This window comes from Streptococcus mitis, from assembly GCF_008763935.1.
GTDB lineage: Bacteria > Bacillota > Bacilli > Lactobacillales > Streptococcaceae > Streptococcus > Streptococcus mitis_DB.
Genome location: NZ_VTQF01000001.1, coordinates 422,289 through 439,669, shown reverse-complemented (window position 1 = coordinate 439,669; position 17,381 = coordinate 422,289). Strand labels below are relative to the sequence as shown.

The 17,381-nt window shown below is 34.2% G+C and carries 13 protein-coding genes and 1 pseudogene; all 14 read right to left on the bottom strand.

The genetic code is table 11. The annotated features are described in order from the left end of the window. Positions 1-20: 20 nt before the first annotated feature. Entirely contained in the window at positions 21-3,812 is a 3,792-nt protein-coding gene (gene addA, locus F9B91_RS02100) for a helicase-exonuclease AddAB subunit AddA (RefSeq protein WP_150922380.1), read from the bottom strand. Further along, on the bottom strand, positions 3,809-7,081 hold the full coding sequence (gene rexB, locus F9B91_RS02095; RefSeq protein WP_150922379.1) for an ATP-dependent nuclease subunit B: 3,273 nt from the start codon (positions 7,079-7,081) through the stop codon (positions 3,809-3,811). The genes addA and rexB overlap by 4 nt, the downstream gene beginning before the upstream one ends. Before the next feature lie 31 nt (positions 7,082-7,112). After that, positions 7,113-7,679, bottom strand: coding sequence for an HD domain-containing protein (locus F9B91_RS02090; RefSeq protein ID WP_150922378.1), 567 nt, complete (start codon positions 7,677-7,679; stop codon positions 7,113-7,115). A 93-nt stretch (positions 7,680-7,772) separates the two neighbouring features. Next, positions 7,773-7,997 (bottom strand): hypothetical protein, encoded by a 225-nt coding sequence (locus F9B91_RS02085; RefSeq protein ID WP_150922377.1) that lies wholly within the window; start codon positions 7,995-7,997, stop codon positions 7,773-7,775. 3 nt (positions 7,998-8,000) lie between these two features. Continuing rightward, positions 8,001-8,702 (bottom strand): hypothetical protein, encoded by a 702-nt coding sequence (locus tag F9B91_RS02080; RefSeq protein WP_150922376.1) that lies wholly within the window; start codon positions 8,700-8,702, stop codon positions 8,001-8,003. Between the two features lie 207 nt (positions 8,703-8,909). Further along, the gene (locus F9B91_RS02075; protein WP_150922375.1) at positions 8,910-10,034 is read right to left on the bottom strand and encodes a hypothetical protein; all 1,125 of its coding nucleotides are present in this window, start codon (positions 10,032-10,034) and stop codon (positions 8,910-8,912) included. A 209-nt stretch (positions 10,035-10,243) separates the two neighbouring features. Continuing rightward, positions 10,244-11,314 (bottom strand): PD-(D/E)XK nuclease family protein, encoded by a 1,071-nt coding sequence (locus tag F9B91_RS02070; RefSeq protein ID WP_150922374.1) that lies wholly within the window; start codon positions 11,312-11,314, stop codon positions 10,244-10,246. Between the two features lie 62 nt (positions 11,315-11,376). Continuing rightward, a pseudogene (locus F9B91_RS02065) lies at positions 11,377-11,495 on the bottom strand (GMP reductase); the annotation flags it as partial. A 200-nt stretch (positions 11,496-11,695) separates the two neighbouring features. Next, on the bottom strand, positions 11,696-12,475 hold the full coding sequence (locus tag F9B91_RS02060; protein WP_000160498.1) for an L-threonylcarbamoyladenylate synthase: 780 nt from the start codon (positions 12,473-12,475) through the stop codon (positions 11,696-11,698). 27 nt (positions 12,476-12,502) lie between these two features. Next, entirely contained in the window at positions 12,503-13,096 is a 594-nt protein-coding gene (leuD, locus tag F9B91_RS02055; RefSeq protein WP_125457958.1) for a 3-isopropylmalate dehydratase small subunit, read from the bottom strand. Between the two features lie 9 nt (positions 13,097-13,105). Beyond that, positions 13,106-14,488 (bottom strand): 3-isopropylmalate dehydratase large subunit, encoded by a 1,383-nt coding sequence (gene leuC, locus F9B91_RS02050; protein ID WP_150922373.1) that lies wholly within the window; start codon positions 14,486-14,488, stop codon positions 13,106-13,108. 3 nt (positions 14,489-14,491) lie between these two features. Further along, the gene (locus F9B91_RS02045; RefSeq protein WP_150922372.1) at positions 14,492-14,761 is read right to left on the bottom strand and encodes a DUF1294 domain-containing protein; all 270 of its coding nucleotides are present in this window, start codon (positions 14,759-14,761) and stop codon (positions 14,492-14,494) included. Beyond that, positions 14,758-15,795, bottom strand: coding sequence for a 3-isopropylmalate dehydrogenase (gene leuB, locus F9B91_RS02040; protein WP_150922371.1), 1,038 nt, complete (start codon positions 15,793-15,795; stop codon positions 14,758-14,760). The genes F9B91_RS02045 and leuB overlap by 4 nt, the downstream gene beginning before the upstream one ends. A gap of 11 nt (positions 15,796-15,806) precedes the next feature. Then, a complete protein-coding gene (locus F9B91_RS02035; protein ID WP_150922370.1) occupies positions 15,807-17,369 on the bottom strand; it encodes a 2-isopropylmalate synthase in 1,563 nt (520 codons plus the stop codon). Between the last annotated feature and the right edge of the window lie 12 nt (positions 17,370-17,381).

Sequence of the window (17,381 nt, the reverse complement as noted above, 5' to 3'; positions counted from 1 at the left end):
GACTAATTAAAATTATTAAATCAAACTTTAACTACTTCTACTTCGTCTTTCCCAAATAGAATTAGATATTTATCTATTTTACTTATCTCATAGGCTTTTGTTAATCCTTCTTCATACAATGAAAGTTGTCCTCTATATCGTTCAACTAATTCGGATGAATCTTCATATCTGTCAGTTTTGTAATCAAAAAGAATAATATGATCTTCAAAAAGTAAATATCCATCTAAAATTCCTCTGACTACAAAATTTTCATTACTTCTTTCATCCACTTTTAACATTGAAAAAGGTTGTTCACGGTGAAGTTTATCTTTATTACTTAATATCTCCTTACCTAGATCTGTTTCAAAAAAGGAAAGTATCTTTTGTAAATTTATCTTATCTTTAACAGATTGATGGATTTGAACCAAATCAAGAGACTCTTTTAAACTATCGATAGTTGGTTCCTGTGATAAGTCAAGCCGCTGCATAAGTTCATGTGTTGCACTACCAATTTCAGCACCAGTAATTACATGTTCAGAAGAAAAATCTGGAAGCTCAAAAATACTAGATAATCCTTTCTTCGTTTGAAGTTTAGAAACTTCTTCACTATTTTTAAGTTGATTATTAAGATTTTTTAGCTGACTTGGAGTTTGAACTCTTGGAAGGTTGATTGCTGCCTGATGTTTTATGTTAAATTCATCAGCTTCTTTCAGCATTTCAAGAGCTTCTCTGATCATTTCGGATTGACGATTATGAGCTTGAGAATCCTCTTTCTTATTAGTTAGAGTATCTAATAAGGTTGTCGTTTTTCTATTGAGCTCATCTAGTTTTATAGTATGATAATCCAAACTGTCTTTCACATCTGAAAAAGCTCTACAAATTCCCAAAATCCAATCTAGAAAGTTTTCAGATTCCAGTCTAACTTCACTACTTAAAAGTCCATTTCTAATAGCAGGAGCTTCTTTCTCTTTTGAAAGATTCTTCGAACCGATCATATACACTTTTTTTACTGCTCTAGTCATAGCGACATATAGGAGTCTCATCTGCTCTGAGTAAGTAGCTACTTTTGCTTCTTCTACATTTTGACTGTAAGTTAAACTTGGTATGGATAGTTTGATAGTATTAGACATCATTGCTTGCTCAAAAGAACTAGTTTTAATATCTGCTATATAATTAAATCCCAATCCTCGATTTCTATTTAGTGTAATAGAATCTGTAGTGTCAGACTGGTTAAAATTTTTTTCAAGACCAACTATAAAGACATATGGAAATTCCAGACCTTTACTTTTATGGATTGTCATCAATTGAACAGCATTTTGAGGTGCATATGCTGGAACTTCATCCAAATCTTTCTTTAAGTTCAATATTTTATCAATGAGATTTATAAAATTGGATAAGCCTTTAAAATTATTCTTTTCAAATTGATCAGCTCTTATTGCTAAAGAATAAAGATTGGCTTGTCTAACAGCACCATTTGGCATTGCACCTACATAGTCATAATAAAAGCGGTCGTTATATATTTTCCAAATTAAATCATACAATGAGTGTGTCTTAGCATAAGAACGCCAACTTGCAAGGATTTCTAAAAATCTAGTCAACTTATCAAATAATTGTTCAGTAATAAGATCATTTTGAAAACCGCTTCTAGATTTAGCATTAAGTAGTTTTGTATATAAATTATCAATTCTGTTTTCACTCTTACTTTGAAGCGATAAACGAGCAAGTTCATCTTCATCAAAATTAAACATAGGAGACTTCATGAGTGCTACTAATGAATAATCTTGCAAAGGATTATGAAGAACACGTAAAGTTTCCAACATCACCTGAACCTCTAGTGATTTCAAATAAATTTGTTCTCCACTATCCGATGCCGTTGCTATACCAAAATCACTCAGAGTCTGAATAATTTGAGAATTATACGTTCTAGTTGATACTAAAATAGCGATCGGTTTATCTCTTAAAAGATCTATTTCTGATTGAAGATATTTAATTTTTTTATTTAATTCTTCTTTCTCGGAATCAGTTACATCCGCTAGTTTTCCGTTTATTGTGTTTATTTCTAACTCATAATTTGCAATTTGATCTTCAATTTCTCCTTGAAGAGTCTTGATTTTCAGTGCTAACAACCTGTATTTATTAGGATTGGTAGTCGCTTCATCTGCAATCTGATCTTCGCTAGTATCTGAATCTTCTATTTGAACTTTATCGTCTGATTCATCATACAAAATAAGTTCTGCCTTGTTTTCAGGGTTAGGACTTATTATAGAATTAGCATAGACAAGTTTGTGCATGTCATCATAACTAATTTCTCCAACTTCTTTGTCCATGAGACGTTCAAAAACAGCATTGGTTGCTGACAGCACTTCTGAACTACTACGGAAGTTCTCTTTAAGTAAAATCAGTTTACCTTCTTGAGAATTTTGTGAATAAAGGTGGAATTTGTCATTGAAAATCTGAGGATCTGCCTGACGGAAACGGTAGATAGATTGCTTAATATCCCCTACCATAAAGCGATTATGGCCATTTGATAAGAGTTCAATCATTCTCTCTTGAATATGATTGGTATCTTGATACTCATCGACCATAACTTCATGGAATCGCTCCTGATAATCCTTACGAACTTGAGGAAATTTTTCTAAAATTTCAATGGTGTAATGACTGATATCCGCAAACTCATAGGCGTTTTCCTGGCGTTTGCGTTGACGATAAGCCTCCACAAAATCACTCATGAAAGATTGGAAAGGTTTAGCTAGTGCCCAAGTTTCTTCGTGATAACGTTCTTGAAAGTCGAGTATCGTTGCCTGATTTGATAGTTGTTCTAGTTTAGCAAACTGAGTCTTTCTCTCTTCGTTATAGGCATCAGCAAGTGGCTTTAATTCGGGCTTTTGAGCGCCATTACGAAGAGCGTGACCGTTGCTTTGTTTTGATATATCTATTACGCGCTGCAGGACTCTTTTATAGTCTTCCTGCGTAGACTCATGATTTAAAAATGAAATCTCATTCAAAACCTTGGCAATATTATCTAAATAGGCAGGCTTTGTTTTTTTCTTAGGATCATTATCCTGATGATAACGCAAAAAGCTTTCCAGATCCCAGAGCGCCGGCTTGATTTTCTCAGTTAGTTTTTCTTTTTCACTAATAAAATCAGCTTGTTCAAATCCTTTAAGAAAATTCTCCTTAAGCCATTTTTGAGGATTACTTGTAGATTGCAAAAAGGCATAAATTTTATAGACTTGATTTTTAAAATTTGATTCATCTTTCCGGTTACCAGCAAAATTTATGACTAATTTGTAAAAATCTTTCGTTTGTTGATTCTTATAGTATTTGTCAAAAACATCATGAAAAACTTCGTTTTTCAAGAGTAACTGGTCTCTATCATTCTCTAAAATACGAAAATTCGGAGCAATGTCAATAAGATACCCATGTTCCAATAAAAATTTCTGTGTAAATGAATCCATGGTACCGATGGCAGCATTTGGCAAATCAGCTAATTGTCGAGCCAAATGTTGTTTGAGATGCAAATCTGTCGTTTCTTGAAGTTTTTGGCTAATATTTTTTTCTAGTCGTTCTTTCAATTCATTTGCAGCTTTGACAGTAAAGGTTGAAATAAATAGTTGACTAATGTCAATACCTCTAGATAATTGATCAAGAATCCGCTCCGTCATAACAAAAGTTTTTCCTGAACCTGCTGATGCAGATACAAGTATATTTTGACCAGAAGTATAAATAGCCTCAATTTGTTCTTTTGACTTTTTGATACTATCATCAGATTCAGCTTCTTGTTGTTGAAGTTTTTCGATCTCTGCTTCTGTTAAAAATGGAATTACTTTCATTTTTTCAACTCCTCTCTCATTTGGTTAAACCAGGCATTTTTGAGTTTTTCGTTCTTTAGTTTCGTGCCTAAAGCTGGATCTAATTTTTTAAGAAAACGGGCTTGACCTAGATGATAATTAGCTTCAAAGCCAGTGATGGCTTGGTGTTGTTGAACAATTGAATCAATACTCTTACCGTCTTTTGTGTAGGGATTAATAGAAAATTCACCTTGTAGAATTTTTTCAGCTGCTTTTTTATAAAGATAATCATTGTAGTCTATTAATATTTGCAGTTCCTCTTCCGTCAGATGATAAGCTTTGTTTTCCTTATAAAAATCCCCCAATTGACTAAACTGTTTCTCTAAGAAGAGTCCCTGATACTGCAATTGATTTTGAGTCTGGGTTGCTGCTTTTGATAAATCAATACCAGCTTTTAATTTTATAATAGGAAGAGTTAAAGACAAATACATAGCTCCAAATAAATTCTGACCAGTTAACTTTTTGAGAGCTGAAAGATAAGTTGGTAATTGAGAATTTAGACCATTAAAAAACTTATCATATTTAAAAACATTGTCCTTACCAGTCTTATAGTCAACAACTCCAAGTAATTCCGTATTTTTTATTCTGTCAACCCTATCAATTCGACCATTTATTAAAACTTGATATCTATCATTCAATTGAGTGCAAGTATTTGTTATTTTCTCGAATTTCTCTTCTACATTTATTGTTTCTATTGATAGATTATTAGTAAAGAGAGGTGCTAAATCACGACAGATCCCAATCAAAAATTTTTGAATCAATTCTGATTCAGAGGTTTCTTTGTAAAGATCAATATATTCCGGTTCATTGATTACCTCTTTTATTGCTTGTTCCAATCGTGTATCAAAATCAATCTTTTCTGATGCTTGCTCCAAAGTTTTTTCAAATATACGATGTAAAAAATTACCATGAGTTGAAGCATTAGAGCGTAATAGAAGTTCCTCCTGTAAATTTAAGACACGTTTGAGATAGTATGTATATTCATTACAATAGAAGTCTTTTAATGCAGAGGTAGATAATTTAAGTGGTTTATCTTTAGGATAAAGGGCATCTAATGTTTCTTTAGATAATTTTTGAGTTATTAAAGCAGGATTCTCAAGATCTTTTTCTTTCAATTTTTTTGACACAACACGGCTTAAGACCTTGATAAATGTCAAATCTTGATCAAAATCTTCAAAATCATCACGCTGATAATAAGCAACTAAACTTGATAAGACACTATGATAAGATCCAATATCATCAATTGTAATTGTCTTATTGTCTATACTTTTATTTTCTATCTTAAAACCAAAATTTTCTAGTTCTCTAAGATAGGTTGAACCTTTACTTTCCGATTCATTTAATTGATTTGGATAAGATAAAATTAACTGCTTACGAGCAGAATTGATGAGAGATAACATCGTATAACGATTTTTCTTCAGGTTTTCATTGCTTGCAATAAATATATTAGAATTATCTCCTGTTGCTTGGTTCAATGTAGAACGTTCAACATCACTTAGTAAGCTGGTATTCTGAGCTATTTTAGGGAAATGGTCTTGAGTCAAACCGATAGCATAAACATGATCCGATGCCTGTGGAGTAATTAATTCATAACTTTGGACTAAAACCGTATCAACTGTAGCTGGGACTGTACGGTAATAAGATAAAGACATTGCAGAATAAACTAAGTCAAGAAAATCTTCTAAAGATACAATCGAATCTGAAAATACTATTGAGAACTGTTCTAACACATGACAAAAAGATTTCCATACTTCAATTTGTTTTTCTTGGTCTTTTATTTCCAAAGTATTTGTTAAATTTTGGAATTGTTGGGGGAACGAAATGTTTTTGAGAAAGCTATTCCATTCTTCTAAAATATCTTTTGATTTTTGCTGATCAATTGATAAAAAAACTGATAAATTAGTTATGATTTTTAAACGGATTTTATTGAGTTTCTTTAAATTGAATTTATTTTTATAATTCTTTGTAAAAGATTTTTCAATTTTATCCAGTCCGCTTATCCCAATATATTTTATATATTGTTCAAATAAATCAATATCATACCCTAAAAGATCAGTATACAATCCAGTTTTTAATAGATTTATCAAATCTGATTGGCGGTAATTGTAACGTTTTAGAAGTAAGATACTTTCAATAAACTGTGTCATGGGATGATGCGACATTGATTCTTTTTTAGAAATATAGAATGGAATCTGATATTGATCAAAAATAGTTTTGAGAGATAAATCATACGAAGCAACATCACCTAACAAAATTCGAAAGTTTTTATATGTCAATTGAGAATTAGAATGTAATTTTTGACGAATACTACGAGCTACTAACTCAATTTCTTCTTTTTGAGTCAAACATGACCAAATCTGTAAATTCTCCTTATCAACATCCTCAATATTCTTATCGTACATCATAGAAAAATCATAAGAACTTTCTAGGAAACGAGAAGTTTTTCCGAATGTATCTACTATTTCGTGTTTACTAGAATAATTTTGGACAGGACTTTGATATTTATTTGCTAAACGAAGTAAAAACTCAGCACTTGCTTGATATAAATTACCATCTAAGAACACACTTTTAAAAGATTTTTGACTCGCATAACATCCAATAATGATTTCAACACCATTATTATGTAAAAGATCAATTAAATACTCTTCCTCGGCAGAGAAACGTGTATAACCATCTACAATTAAGGCAATTTTTGAAAAATTACAAACTACCTGTTTATTGATTATGGAAGAAATTAAAATTGATAACGGGCTATTATGTTCTAAATTAGATTCCTTAATATAAGCTGTAACTTTTTCAAAAATCAGAATTAAATCATTGTATTTATCAGTATCAGCAATTTTCTTTAAGTCTAAGTATGTCATGTTTGCAGCCGACAAATCAATATAAAGATTTATCAACTGTTGGATAAACTGTTTATCTTGTTTAATTCCACCGTATACTTTTAATTGGTTAGAATCAATCTCAGAGAGGCATTTATAAAAGATCATTCCTAGCCCAATATCATCAATTGTAAGATTTTGGGAGGAATTATTTAAGATTAAATAACGAGAAAGTTGACTGAAACGGGTTACTGTAATATCAAAAGAAGATTGCTCCGATAAGCACTCTAATACCTCTTGTTCTTTTTCAAAAGAGAGCGAATTGGGAGAAATATAGAAGACTTTTCTACCAGTAGCTACAAGAGATTCTGCTTCTTTTGTCAAGACTTTTGTTAAAGAGGTTCGTATATCTGTGTAAAGTAATTTCATTTGGTTACCTCATTGGAAATTTAAAACTAATTTATTTATTGTAAAACAAAGATTTATAGATAACTTTGTAGTTATTTAAAATTTCTTCGTTTTTCGAAAATAAGTCTTTGTTATCTTTAAAAATTTTATAAAATTCTTTAAAATACCATCCTTGTTTTTTCGGATCCTTAGAATTAAACCGGTCCCATAATAAATCACCAATAATTAAATAATCTTGGTAAATTTCCATTAAATTGGCCAATTTATCAGAAAAAGTTACAAGTAGGACTTTTCTTAGTGACTCATCTTCTGCTACTTCTCGAAATTTTTCTAATTGAAGTTCTTTACGAGTTTGCCAATCTTTAATAGACTTATCTTCAGATTCTAATGACATGTAGGAATAAATTTCATCATTAAATTCTCGTTTAATATCTTCTAGACTGACAACGGTATCTTCAACAGTATCATGTAACCATCCGGTAGCTATAATATCAGGATCTTCTGTCAGTGTTTCTAAGATATTATTGACTAAATATAAGTGAAACGAATAAGGTGTGATTTTCCCTTTTCTTGTTTGATATTTGTGTGCATTTAATGCAAATTCTTTGGCATTTGTCATAAACTTATTTTCCTTTCTAATCTTTGTTGGATTGTATCACCAATGCGCTTTCTGATTTAAAAATCAAGTAACGTTAATCTATAGCAAAATGAATTATTCATCTGCAGGACATTCTACCAAATCTACTCCTTGCTTTACTAAAAATTCAAATATTTTTCTAGATAGGTGGAGGTCATTATTATGGAGATAAATCTTTTCATTTTCATCTTCTTTATAGGCATAAGCTGGTACATGAACTACTTTCCTACCTTTTACTGGTACGAAATATAACCTTAAAAGTTCAAAGAATCTTTTTGGATTTTTAATAATAGCTTTCATTTTTTACTCCTTATTCTTTTCTACAAATTCTTTTAGTTCAGGAATGGATGATTCAAGTGATTCTAAGAAAAAGTATACTTCTTCTTTTTCTTTTTGCTTTTTTAAAATAGGGATGATTTCATCTTTATGTTTGAGATAAAAATCATTTCCTCTACAGTAGTCATAGTAGTAATCAAGTAAAAATTGAACTGAGACAATTTCATCAGGCTCATAGAAATCATAATCAATTAGATTTTCAACTGTATATGGTACTTCTTTTATAGTTTCAATATCAATACTTAAACCTGCAGTTTCAGAATCGTATGTAATGATTGCTTTTTGTTCCTTTATAAAATTTTGACTCGCTTCAGCATCTACATATTCAAATTGAAATTGAATATCGTGTTTACGAACATATTTCTTCATTTTCCTTGTAAGTTCTTCATCAGTATCTTGATATAAAGTACAATCAAAGAAATCATTTAGATTATTTTCAAAACACCAACATCCTTCAGCGTCAAATCCAGAGGTAAATAAAAAATAATCATCTACTTCAATTGTTTGAGATGAGACTAGTTCTGAGATTGAGTCGTTATTTCCAACAATTTGAGTCGGGTAATAAGTATATTTATTGCTTTCCTCTTGAATGTACAAAAAATATTCTATAGTTTTAAGATTGGATGCTTTAATATAAACTGTACCGTTTGCTTCTGATAAATTTGCCATATATTATTTACCTACTTTCTTAAAGGTTGTTTTTGAATTTTGAAAATAACGATAAAGAAATTTAATTTCATATTCATCACCTCATTTCTTTTCTATATCAGTATTATACAAAACAGAGTGGACAAAATATGTCCACTCTAAAAATATTACTGAAAAATTTCTCGGCAATTTAGAAAAATGGGCAAAGAAATAATCTAAAAATTAATTTTATCTTTTTGCAGTAGCTACCATAATTTTAGTTCTTTTAAAATCACCTTCATTAATAGAATTAACTAAATCAACACTAGTTTGAAAAATAATTACAGCGATTTCTGATAATATGTCTGCGTTGACATCTGGAAATAGAAACGTTGGATCAACATGATCTCCATGTAAGAGTTTATTTCTTCTATAAAAAGCATATACTGCAAGCAATTGCAAGTAGTTGATTTTGTATTCATCACTCTGCGCATTATTTCTCTTGGTAAATTTGTTGATAATACTATTGTCTGGTAATGTAATATCATAAAAACTGCTGGTTAATTGTTCAATTAGTTTTAAAACAGTTTTATTTTGATAATAAAAATCTTGATCACATATAACTCCTTGAAATTGGGTTTTATTTACTTTTTCATTCAGCAACCATACATAGATTAATCTACGCATTTCATCAAACTTACTGCTAAAAAACTTTTCTGCTAAAGAAATTGATTCTTCCAATGAACTTTCAATACCTGGTAATTTGAGTAAAGATATTATAGCAACTCTATCAACTTTATTATTATCTCCTAGATTGATAAGTTGATCGTGATGACTATAATAAAATGTATACATAGAGTTAAAAGATTTATAAGCGAAATAAAAATCTTTATTTTTTACAAATTGTGCTTGGTTGTGAAGTACCCTATATACTGCTTCTGATAATTCTGGAAAAGATATCGTTTTAAAGACATATTCTATTTTAGATAAATCAACTGAAAAAGAAGCTGGTAAAGTCAAATCAAATTCTTGAATAAAAGGAATAGTCTCTTTATTCTCTAGATCATCAAAAATGGTGATTGATTCAATCTTTATCGAATTTTTGTAATAATTATAGAGATAGAATAAGGATGAAAGAATACATCTTCTATAATTGCTTCTTTTTGTACGCCAACAATTTTTAATATCAATAGGGTTTGTTCTACTTCCTTTAATGACAATCTGATTTTTAGTAAATACTACAGTATCAGACAGGATCTCTTCTTTTTTATCTTCATTATTGTTATTGACATGCTTATAGTATTCAAAATTAAATTCTTTCTCTAATACCTCATTGCTATCAACATTATACTTTATAATTACTTCAAAATTCATAAATTTTAACTCCTTATATATAAATTGAAAATAGGAACATTACGCATACCTTTGTTTCAAGTAAATTAAACCTAGTATCTCTTAAATTATAGCACAAATACTCATACTAACATCATAAAAACTGTAATCGCTTTCTATTCTAAAAATAAAGAGCAGATAAATATTTTTTTATCCCGCACAACGAAAACTGTTTTCTTGTTTAGTATCTTTTATTTAGTTGTTGATTTAATATTTTCTAAAATAATATCTTTAACAATTTTCAAATCCGCTTTAATTTTTTCAACATCCGTTCTTATATAATCAATCAAATCTTTACTAGATACCTGTTTTTTTATACGGGCATAATCATAATAATCTTGTTTACCATATGTTTTCCATTTTTTTCTTGAAGATGATTTTTCTAAAATTGAATTATCCTCTAGATTGAAATTATACAAACAAGTTTTTTCTTTTATACTATCGCATATTCCTTCTAAATCGTCTAATTTAGCTTTATCTTCAAGAGAAAAATTTACCTTATGTCTATACTGATTTCCTTGTATCTGAATATCAAATGATGACGTAGTACCTTCGATAGGCAGATAAATTCCAAAAAAATGATCTCCTCTTATTCGACCTGAGTATGTTTTATACTTTGAACTTGAAATCTTATTCTCTAAATTCGCATAATGAATCTTCTCTATAACCGACCTTAATCTCATACCTTCAAGTACTTTATTAATAGACTCTTCAAAAAAGTATGATTTACCATAACTTATCTTTTTAATAAACTCTTCCAAATTCTTCATATATTCAATATAATCTATTAGGAATAATTTAAAAGTCTCATCTACTTTATCAAGTAAATCATGATAATAGGCAGTTAGCTCACCATAATTTCTTCTAAACCAACTACCAGGTAAATCAAATCCAGGTTTAACTAAACTAAGAAGTATCCCTTTAGCATTAGAATCTTTTCCGGAATAACGAATTAATTGACTTTTGTCAGGTAAAGATTTAACTTTATTTTCTATAAAAATAACATGAGTCTGTCCATCTTCATCAGTTATCTCGATTGTTAAATCAATCGAGTTTTTTTCTCTATATACTTTCAAGTCTGTATATTTTTTATTAATATCAATAATCTCACTAAAAAAATGATGATTAATAAATCCAGACTTCTCTAGAACAACAGCGAATAGATTGCTGTGATATAATTCCAAATTACTTAGTGAAAGTTGATAATTAAGTGTATTTTCTATTTTATTCCTAAGAGCTAACAACTCATTATAATTTTCCATATAATAATCCCTTTACTATTATAATTAATATATTTTTATTCGTTTTTATTATAACATAAAAATTTAAAAATGTGATTTACTAGAGTGACACTTGTATCTGCTTCTGCACGACTTTTAATCACACATTTATTTGGAATCAATTGAATATCTTCGTAATCAAAATTGGAAATTCATTTAACATATCGATGTCTCGTTTCTTTTGTAATGACCTACCTATGCTTGCTCATCACTACGTCTTTTCCCAACGTTTCCTTAATTTATTATAAACTAAAGTACAGTTTTTGTTAAATATTTTTATGAATTAAATTATAATGTTCGGATTTCCTTATGTAAATAATAAAAAAAGAGGAGAGATTATTTTCTCCCCACTTCTTCTACATTCTAATAATACTCTCCCTGACGGTAGTCCCATGAGTTAAAGGTGTCTGACAGGTGCATCATAATCTTATCAATGTCAAGCCCTTTGCGAATCACAACTGGAGCTGGTGAAGTTGAACGTGCTCCTCCTTGTTCTGGGATGAGTTTGCCGTCTTTATCGACCATAGAGACCATCACACCTTGCTCATAGCGTGTTTCAATCGTTTTGTCAGGCTGGATAGATGCCACATAGTCGTCTGCTTCAATGACAAGGTCTACAGCTCCTTCGATACGTTCTCCGATACCTTCTACCTTACCACGGTTTCCTTTTCCAGATGGGTTTGCAGATGAAGCGTAAACCATTTTGCCTTCTTCCCAAAGTTTGGCAGCTAATTGTTCACCAGCTTTCCCAAACTTGATAACGAAACAGCTAGTACCACGAACATCAGTCATCAGTTCTTCACGGCCATCCCCGTATGCTTTCAATTTTTCAAAGGCTTCTGGTTTCCAAGGAAGAATACAACCAAGAAGAATGTCTTCATCCCAATGTTTTTGGTAAAAGGCTTCAATTTCTGGGTTGAGTTGTGCTAAAGCGCGAAGCTCATCCATGCTACCGCAGAGAACAACACCTGGTTTGTTACGGTTACGCTCTTTAGCTGCGAACTTGCGCTCAAGTCCTGCCTTGTCGCTAGTCATAATAATGTAACCAACTTTTGTAGGGCAAACGATACATCCGCCCTCACCTTTTAAAATGTCATAGCCTTCTTGTGAAAGTGTTCCGTTCCATTGAATGTGTTTTGTCATAGTTCTATTTCCTTTTCTATTTTTCTTCTAATCCTGCCAGTAGGCTGGTCGTTGTTTTTCATAAGCAGCAATCAAATCTTCATACTGCAAGGTAATACCGATATCATCCAAACCATTTAAGAGCTTGTGTTTCCACTCACTATCGATTTCAAAAGTGAATTCTCCAACTGGTGAGATGATTTTTTGTTGTTCCAAGTCCACAGTTATCTGGTCAGTTGGTTTCAAGTGGGCTAGTTTCTCTCTAACCTCTCTGGGCTGAACAATGGGCAACATACCATTATTAAGTTCATTATTGTAATGAATATCACCGAAAGATCCTGCAATCACAACCTTAAAACCATAGTCCGCTAGAGCCCAAGCTGCGTGTTCCCTCGAAGACCCTGCCCCAAAGTTATCCCCTGAGATGAGGATAGTTGCTTTACGGTATTCAGGTCTGTTAAAGACAAAGTCTGGATCCTCAGTGTACTTGTCATCCAAATAACGCCAAGCATACATGAGGTACTTACCAAAGCCTTTTTTATCAATTAACTTGAGAAACTGCTTGGGTAGGATTTGGTCGGTGTCGATGTTATCATTCATGAGAGGAACGGTCGTTCCCGTATAAACTGTAAATTTCTCCATATCCTCTCCTTACTGGGCTTCTGGCATTTGTCGAACATCTACAAAGCGTCCTGCAATAGCTGCTGCTGCTGCCATGGCTGGACTGCAGAGGTGGGTCTTAGCACCAAATCCCTGTCTGTCTTCAAAGTTGCGGTTGCTTGTTGAGGCGCAGTGGACACCATCAGGAACCTTGTCCGGATTCATTCCTAGGCACATAGAGCAACCTGGGTCTCTCCATTCAAAGCCAGCATCTAAGAAAACTTTATCCAAGCCTAATTTCTCCGCAGCTCGTTTGACAGGACGAGAGCCTGGAACCACGATTGCTGTTAGATTAGGGGCTATTTTCTTTCCTTTGACAAATCGCGCAGCCAGTTGCAAGTCGCTGAGACGAGCATTTGTACAAGAGCCGATAAAGATATATCCTAGTTCAATATCCGCTGGCTTTTGACCTGGTTCCAAATCCATATAATTGTAGGCTCGTTCATAATTCATATCCTTAATTTCTGGGAAGCTACTGTCAAAGTCAACTCCCATAGCAGGATTGGTTCCCCAGGTCACCATTGGAGCTAAGTCTGAGACATCCATCTGGATAACCTTATCGTAAACGGCATCATCATCACTGACAATTGTTTTCCAATCAGCCACAGCCTCTTCGAAATTCTCTGGAACACATTCCCGTCCCTTGAGATAATCATAGGTAGTCTGATCTGGATTCATAATTCCCATCTTAGATCCAAACTCGATGGACATATTGCAGATGGTCATTCGCTCTTCCATGCTTAGTGCATCAATCGCTTGTCCACGATATTCCACCACATAACCAACACCACAGGCAACTCCGTACTTGGCAATTAAGGCAAGAATGTAATCCTTAGAATAAACTCCTTTTTGAGGAACTCCTGTGAATTCCACCAGCATTTTCTTGGGTTTGACCTGCCAGAGGGTCTGGGTAGCAAAGACATGCTCAACCTCACTGGTCCCAATTCCAAAGGCGATTGCTCCGAATGCTCCGTGGGTTGCTGTATGGCTATCTCCGCAGACGATGAATTTTCCTGGTTGGGTTCGTCCTGTTTCTGGACCTACCATGTGAACGATTCCCTGCTTTTCAGAACCGTGGGCTGCATGTTCAATCCCAAACTCCTCAACATTTTCAGCTAGCTTATCAATTTGAGCCTTAGAAATCACATCTCGAATATCATAGATATTGACTGTTGGGACATTGTGGTCAAAGGTTCCAAATGTCAAGTCTGGCCGTCTCAATCTGCGACCTGCATCTCGTAATCCTTGAAAAGCTTGGGGACTGGTCACTTCATGAATATAGTGCTGATCCACATACATGAGTTGGGGCTGCCCCTCTTCTCCTGTGATGACATGACGGTCCCATAATTTATCAAAAATCGATTTTCCTGCCATCCATTACCTCCAAATAAAATATAAGGCTCCTAGTGTGGTCACCATCCCGAGAAACCAAACTGTCTTAAAGTACCATTTTCTAGTCTTGTGATGAAAGGTGATTCCTGCTAACCAGGCACCAAAACCACCACAAGTAAAGGCTAAAATAAGTAAGATTTTCTCAGGGATGCGCCAAGCTCTTCTCCTTGCCTTGGATTTGTCAATGCCATAAATGATGAAAATCATGGCATTCCAAATCAAGAGGGCAAGAGTAATTTTTTCGTCTAACTTCATAACCTCGCAATAATAGCTTCCGTCATTTCCTTGGTCGAAGCCTGTCCACCTATATCTCTTGTTGAAACACCAGCTGCCAAACTTGCATCAACAGCCCGCTCGATACGTTCCGCATCCTCATAACGTCCAAAACTGTCTCTCAACATCATGGCCACTGATAAAATCATAGAAATAGGATTGGCAATTCCTTGACCTGCAATATCAGGAGCTGAACCGTGAATGGGCTCATAGAGACTTGGACCCTTTTCAGAATGACTGGCTGATGGCATAACTCCAAGGGTGCCTGATAAAACGCTTGATTCATCAGATAAGATATCTCCGAAAAGATTCTCCGTCACGATAACATCAAACTTGGCAGGATTGGTAATCATAAGCATGGCAGCTGAGTCCACCAGCTGGTGCTCCAAGGTTACATCTGGGAAATCCTGCGCGACTTCCTCAGCTACTTTCCTCCAGAGTTTTGAGGTCGCTAGAACATTTTGCTTATCGATACTAGTAACGATTTTTCTGCGACTTCTTGCGATTTCAAAGGCCTTACGAATAATCCGCTCCACTTCCTCATAGCTATAGTCGTTGATATCACGCGCTTTGAGCTCTTTAAGGATATGATCTCCAAAGTAAATCCCGCCTGTCAACTCACGCACCACGACAAAGTCTACACCAGCAATTCGTTCTGATTTTAGTGGTGACAAATGCTTGAGACTCTCAAAAATCTTAACAGGGCGAATATTAGCATAGAGATTGAGTTCCTTACGGAGAGCTAGCAAGCCTTGTTCAGGCCGAACCGTTGCACTATCATACTGGGGACTACCGATAGCCGCTAGGAGAATGGCATCTGCTTCACGACATGCCTTGAGAGTTTCATCAGGTAAGGGATGCCCTGCAGCATCGATACCTGCACCTCCAAAAGGTCGTCTATCAATCTCATAGTCAAAACCTGTTTTTTCAGCTAGAGCTTCCAGAACCTCTAAACCAGCCTCCATGATTTCTGGGCCAATTCCGTCCCCTGCTAGAGCTACTATTTTTTTTGTCATAGCATTCTCCTTTACACACTAGGCATATCTCGATAGGAAACACTACGTCCCATCTCACCAGCATTCTCTTTTTGAACAAAGGTATTAGCATTGATATAAGCAATAGCCGAAGCCTTCAACACATCGAAATCAAGACCTGTTGCGTTAAAGATGGTTTCTGTATCTCTGTTTTCAACAGTTACCAAGACCCGAGCTTGGGCATCAATTCCATCTGTCACCGCGTCAATAGTGTAAGACACCAAACGGACGGATTGGTTAAAGAACTTATCGATAGCGTTAAAGATTGCTTCAACAGAACCTTGTCCTGTCGCATTGAACTCAACTTTCTCACCATCCATATTAGCTAGGCTAACAAGCGCTTCGATGTTATTATCCTCATGAGTTTGAAGTTGTAAATCATCAAAGTGGAAGCCTTCTGGATTTTCAACCACGGTTCCAGCTACCATAGCTCGAATATCTGCATCTGTGATTTCTTGCTTTTTATCAGCTAGCTCCTTGAACTTAGCAAAGAGTGGTTTGATGTCCTCTTCTGTAAAGTCTAGAGCCAGTTCTCTTAGTTTCTCAACAAAGGCATGGCGACCAGACAATTTTCCAAGTGGGAGGCTGTTACTCTTGACACCGACCAATTCAGGAGTGATGATTTCATAGGTAAGAGGATTTTTAAGGACTCCGTCTTGGTGAATACCAGATTCGTGAGAAAAGGCATTGCCACCGACCACAGCCTTGTTTTTAGGAACTGGAATACCTGAGAAGCGAGAAACCATTTCTGACGTATTGATTGTTTCATTTAAAACAATACTGGTTTCTGCTTGGTAGTAATCTTGGCGAATATTGAGAGCAACTGCTATTTCTTCCAAGGCAGCATTGCCAGCTCGCTCACCAATACCGTTGATAGTCCCTTCGACACGTCCTGCCCCATTCTTGACAGCAGCAAGGCTATTTGCCACTGCCATTCCAAGGTCATCGTGGCAGTGAGGCGAATAGACAATCTGACGATCTGTCTTGACATTCTCAATCAAGTGTTTGAAGATAGCACCGTATTCCTCTGGTGTGGTAAATCCTACCGTATCAGGGATATTGATATAAGTTGCACCTGCATCAACCGCTGTTTGAACAACTTCTAAGAGGAAATCCAACTCTGTTCTAGTCGCATCCTCTGGAGAGAATTCAACTATCTCAAACTTAGAACGGGCATAAGAAACATGCTCCTTAATAGCTTCTAGAATCTCTTCCTTGCTCTTATTGAGCTTATACTTTCGGTGTATCGGACTGGTAGCGATAAAGACGTGAACCTGTGGATATTTGGCATCCTTGAGGGCTTCATAACAAGCATCAATATCAGACTTGACAGAGCGTGCCAAACCAGTTATCGCTGTTTTCTTTAAGACCTTAGCAATCTCCTGAACTGCCGTAAATGAGTCTGGACTAGCCGCTGGAAAACCAGCTTCTATGGCTGAAATACCCCATTTCTCCAGCTGTCTTGCAATGGAAACTTTTTCCTTTATTGAGAAGTTAACACCAGGTGTTTGTTCCCCATCACGAAGACTTGTATCAAAAAATTCAACTTTACGCATAAGATTTCCCCT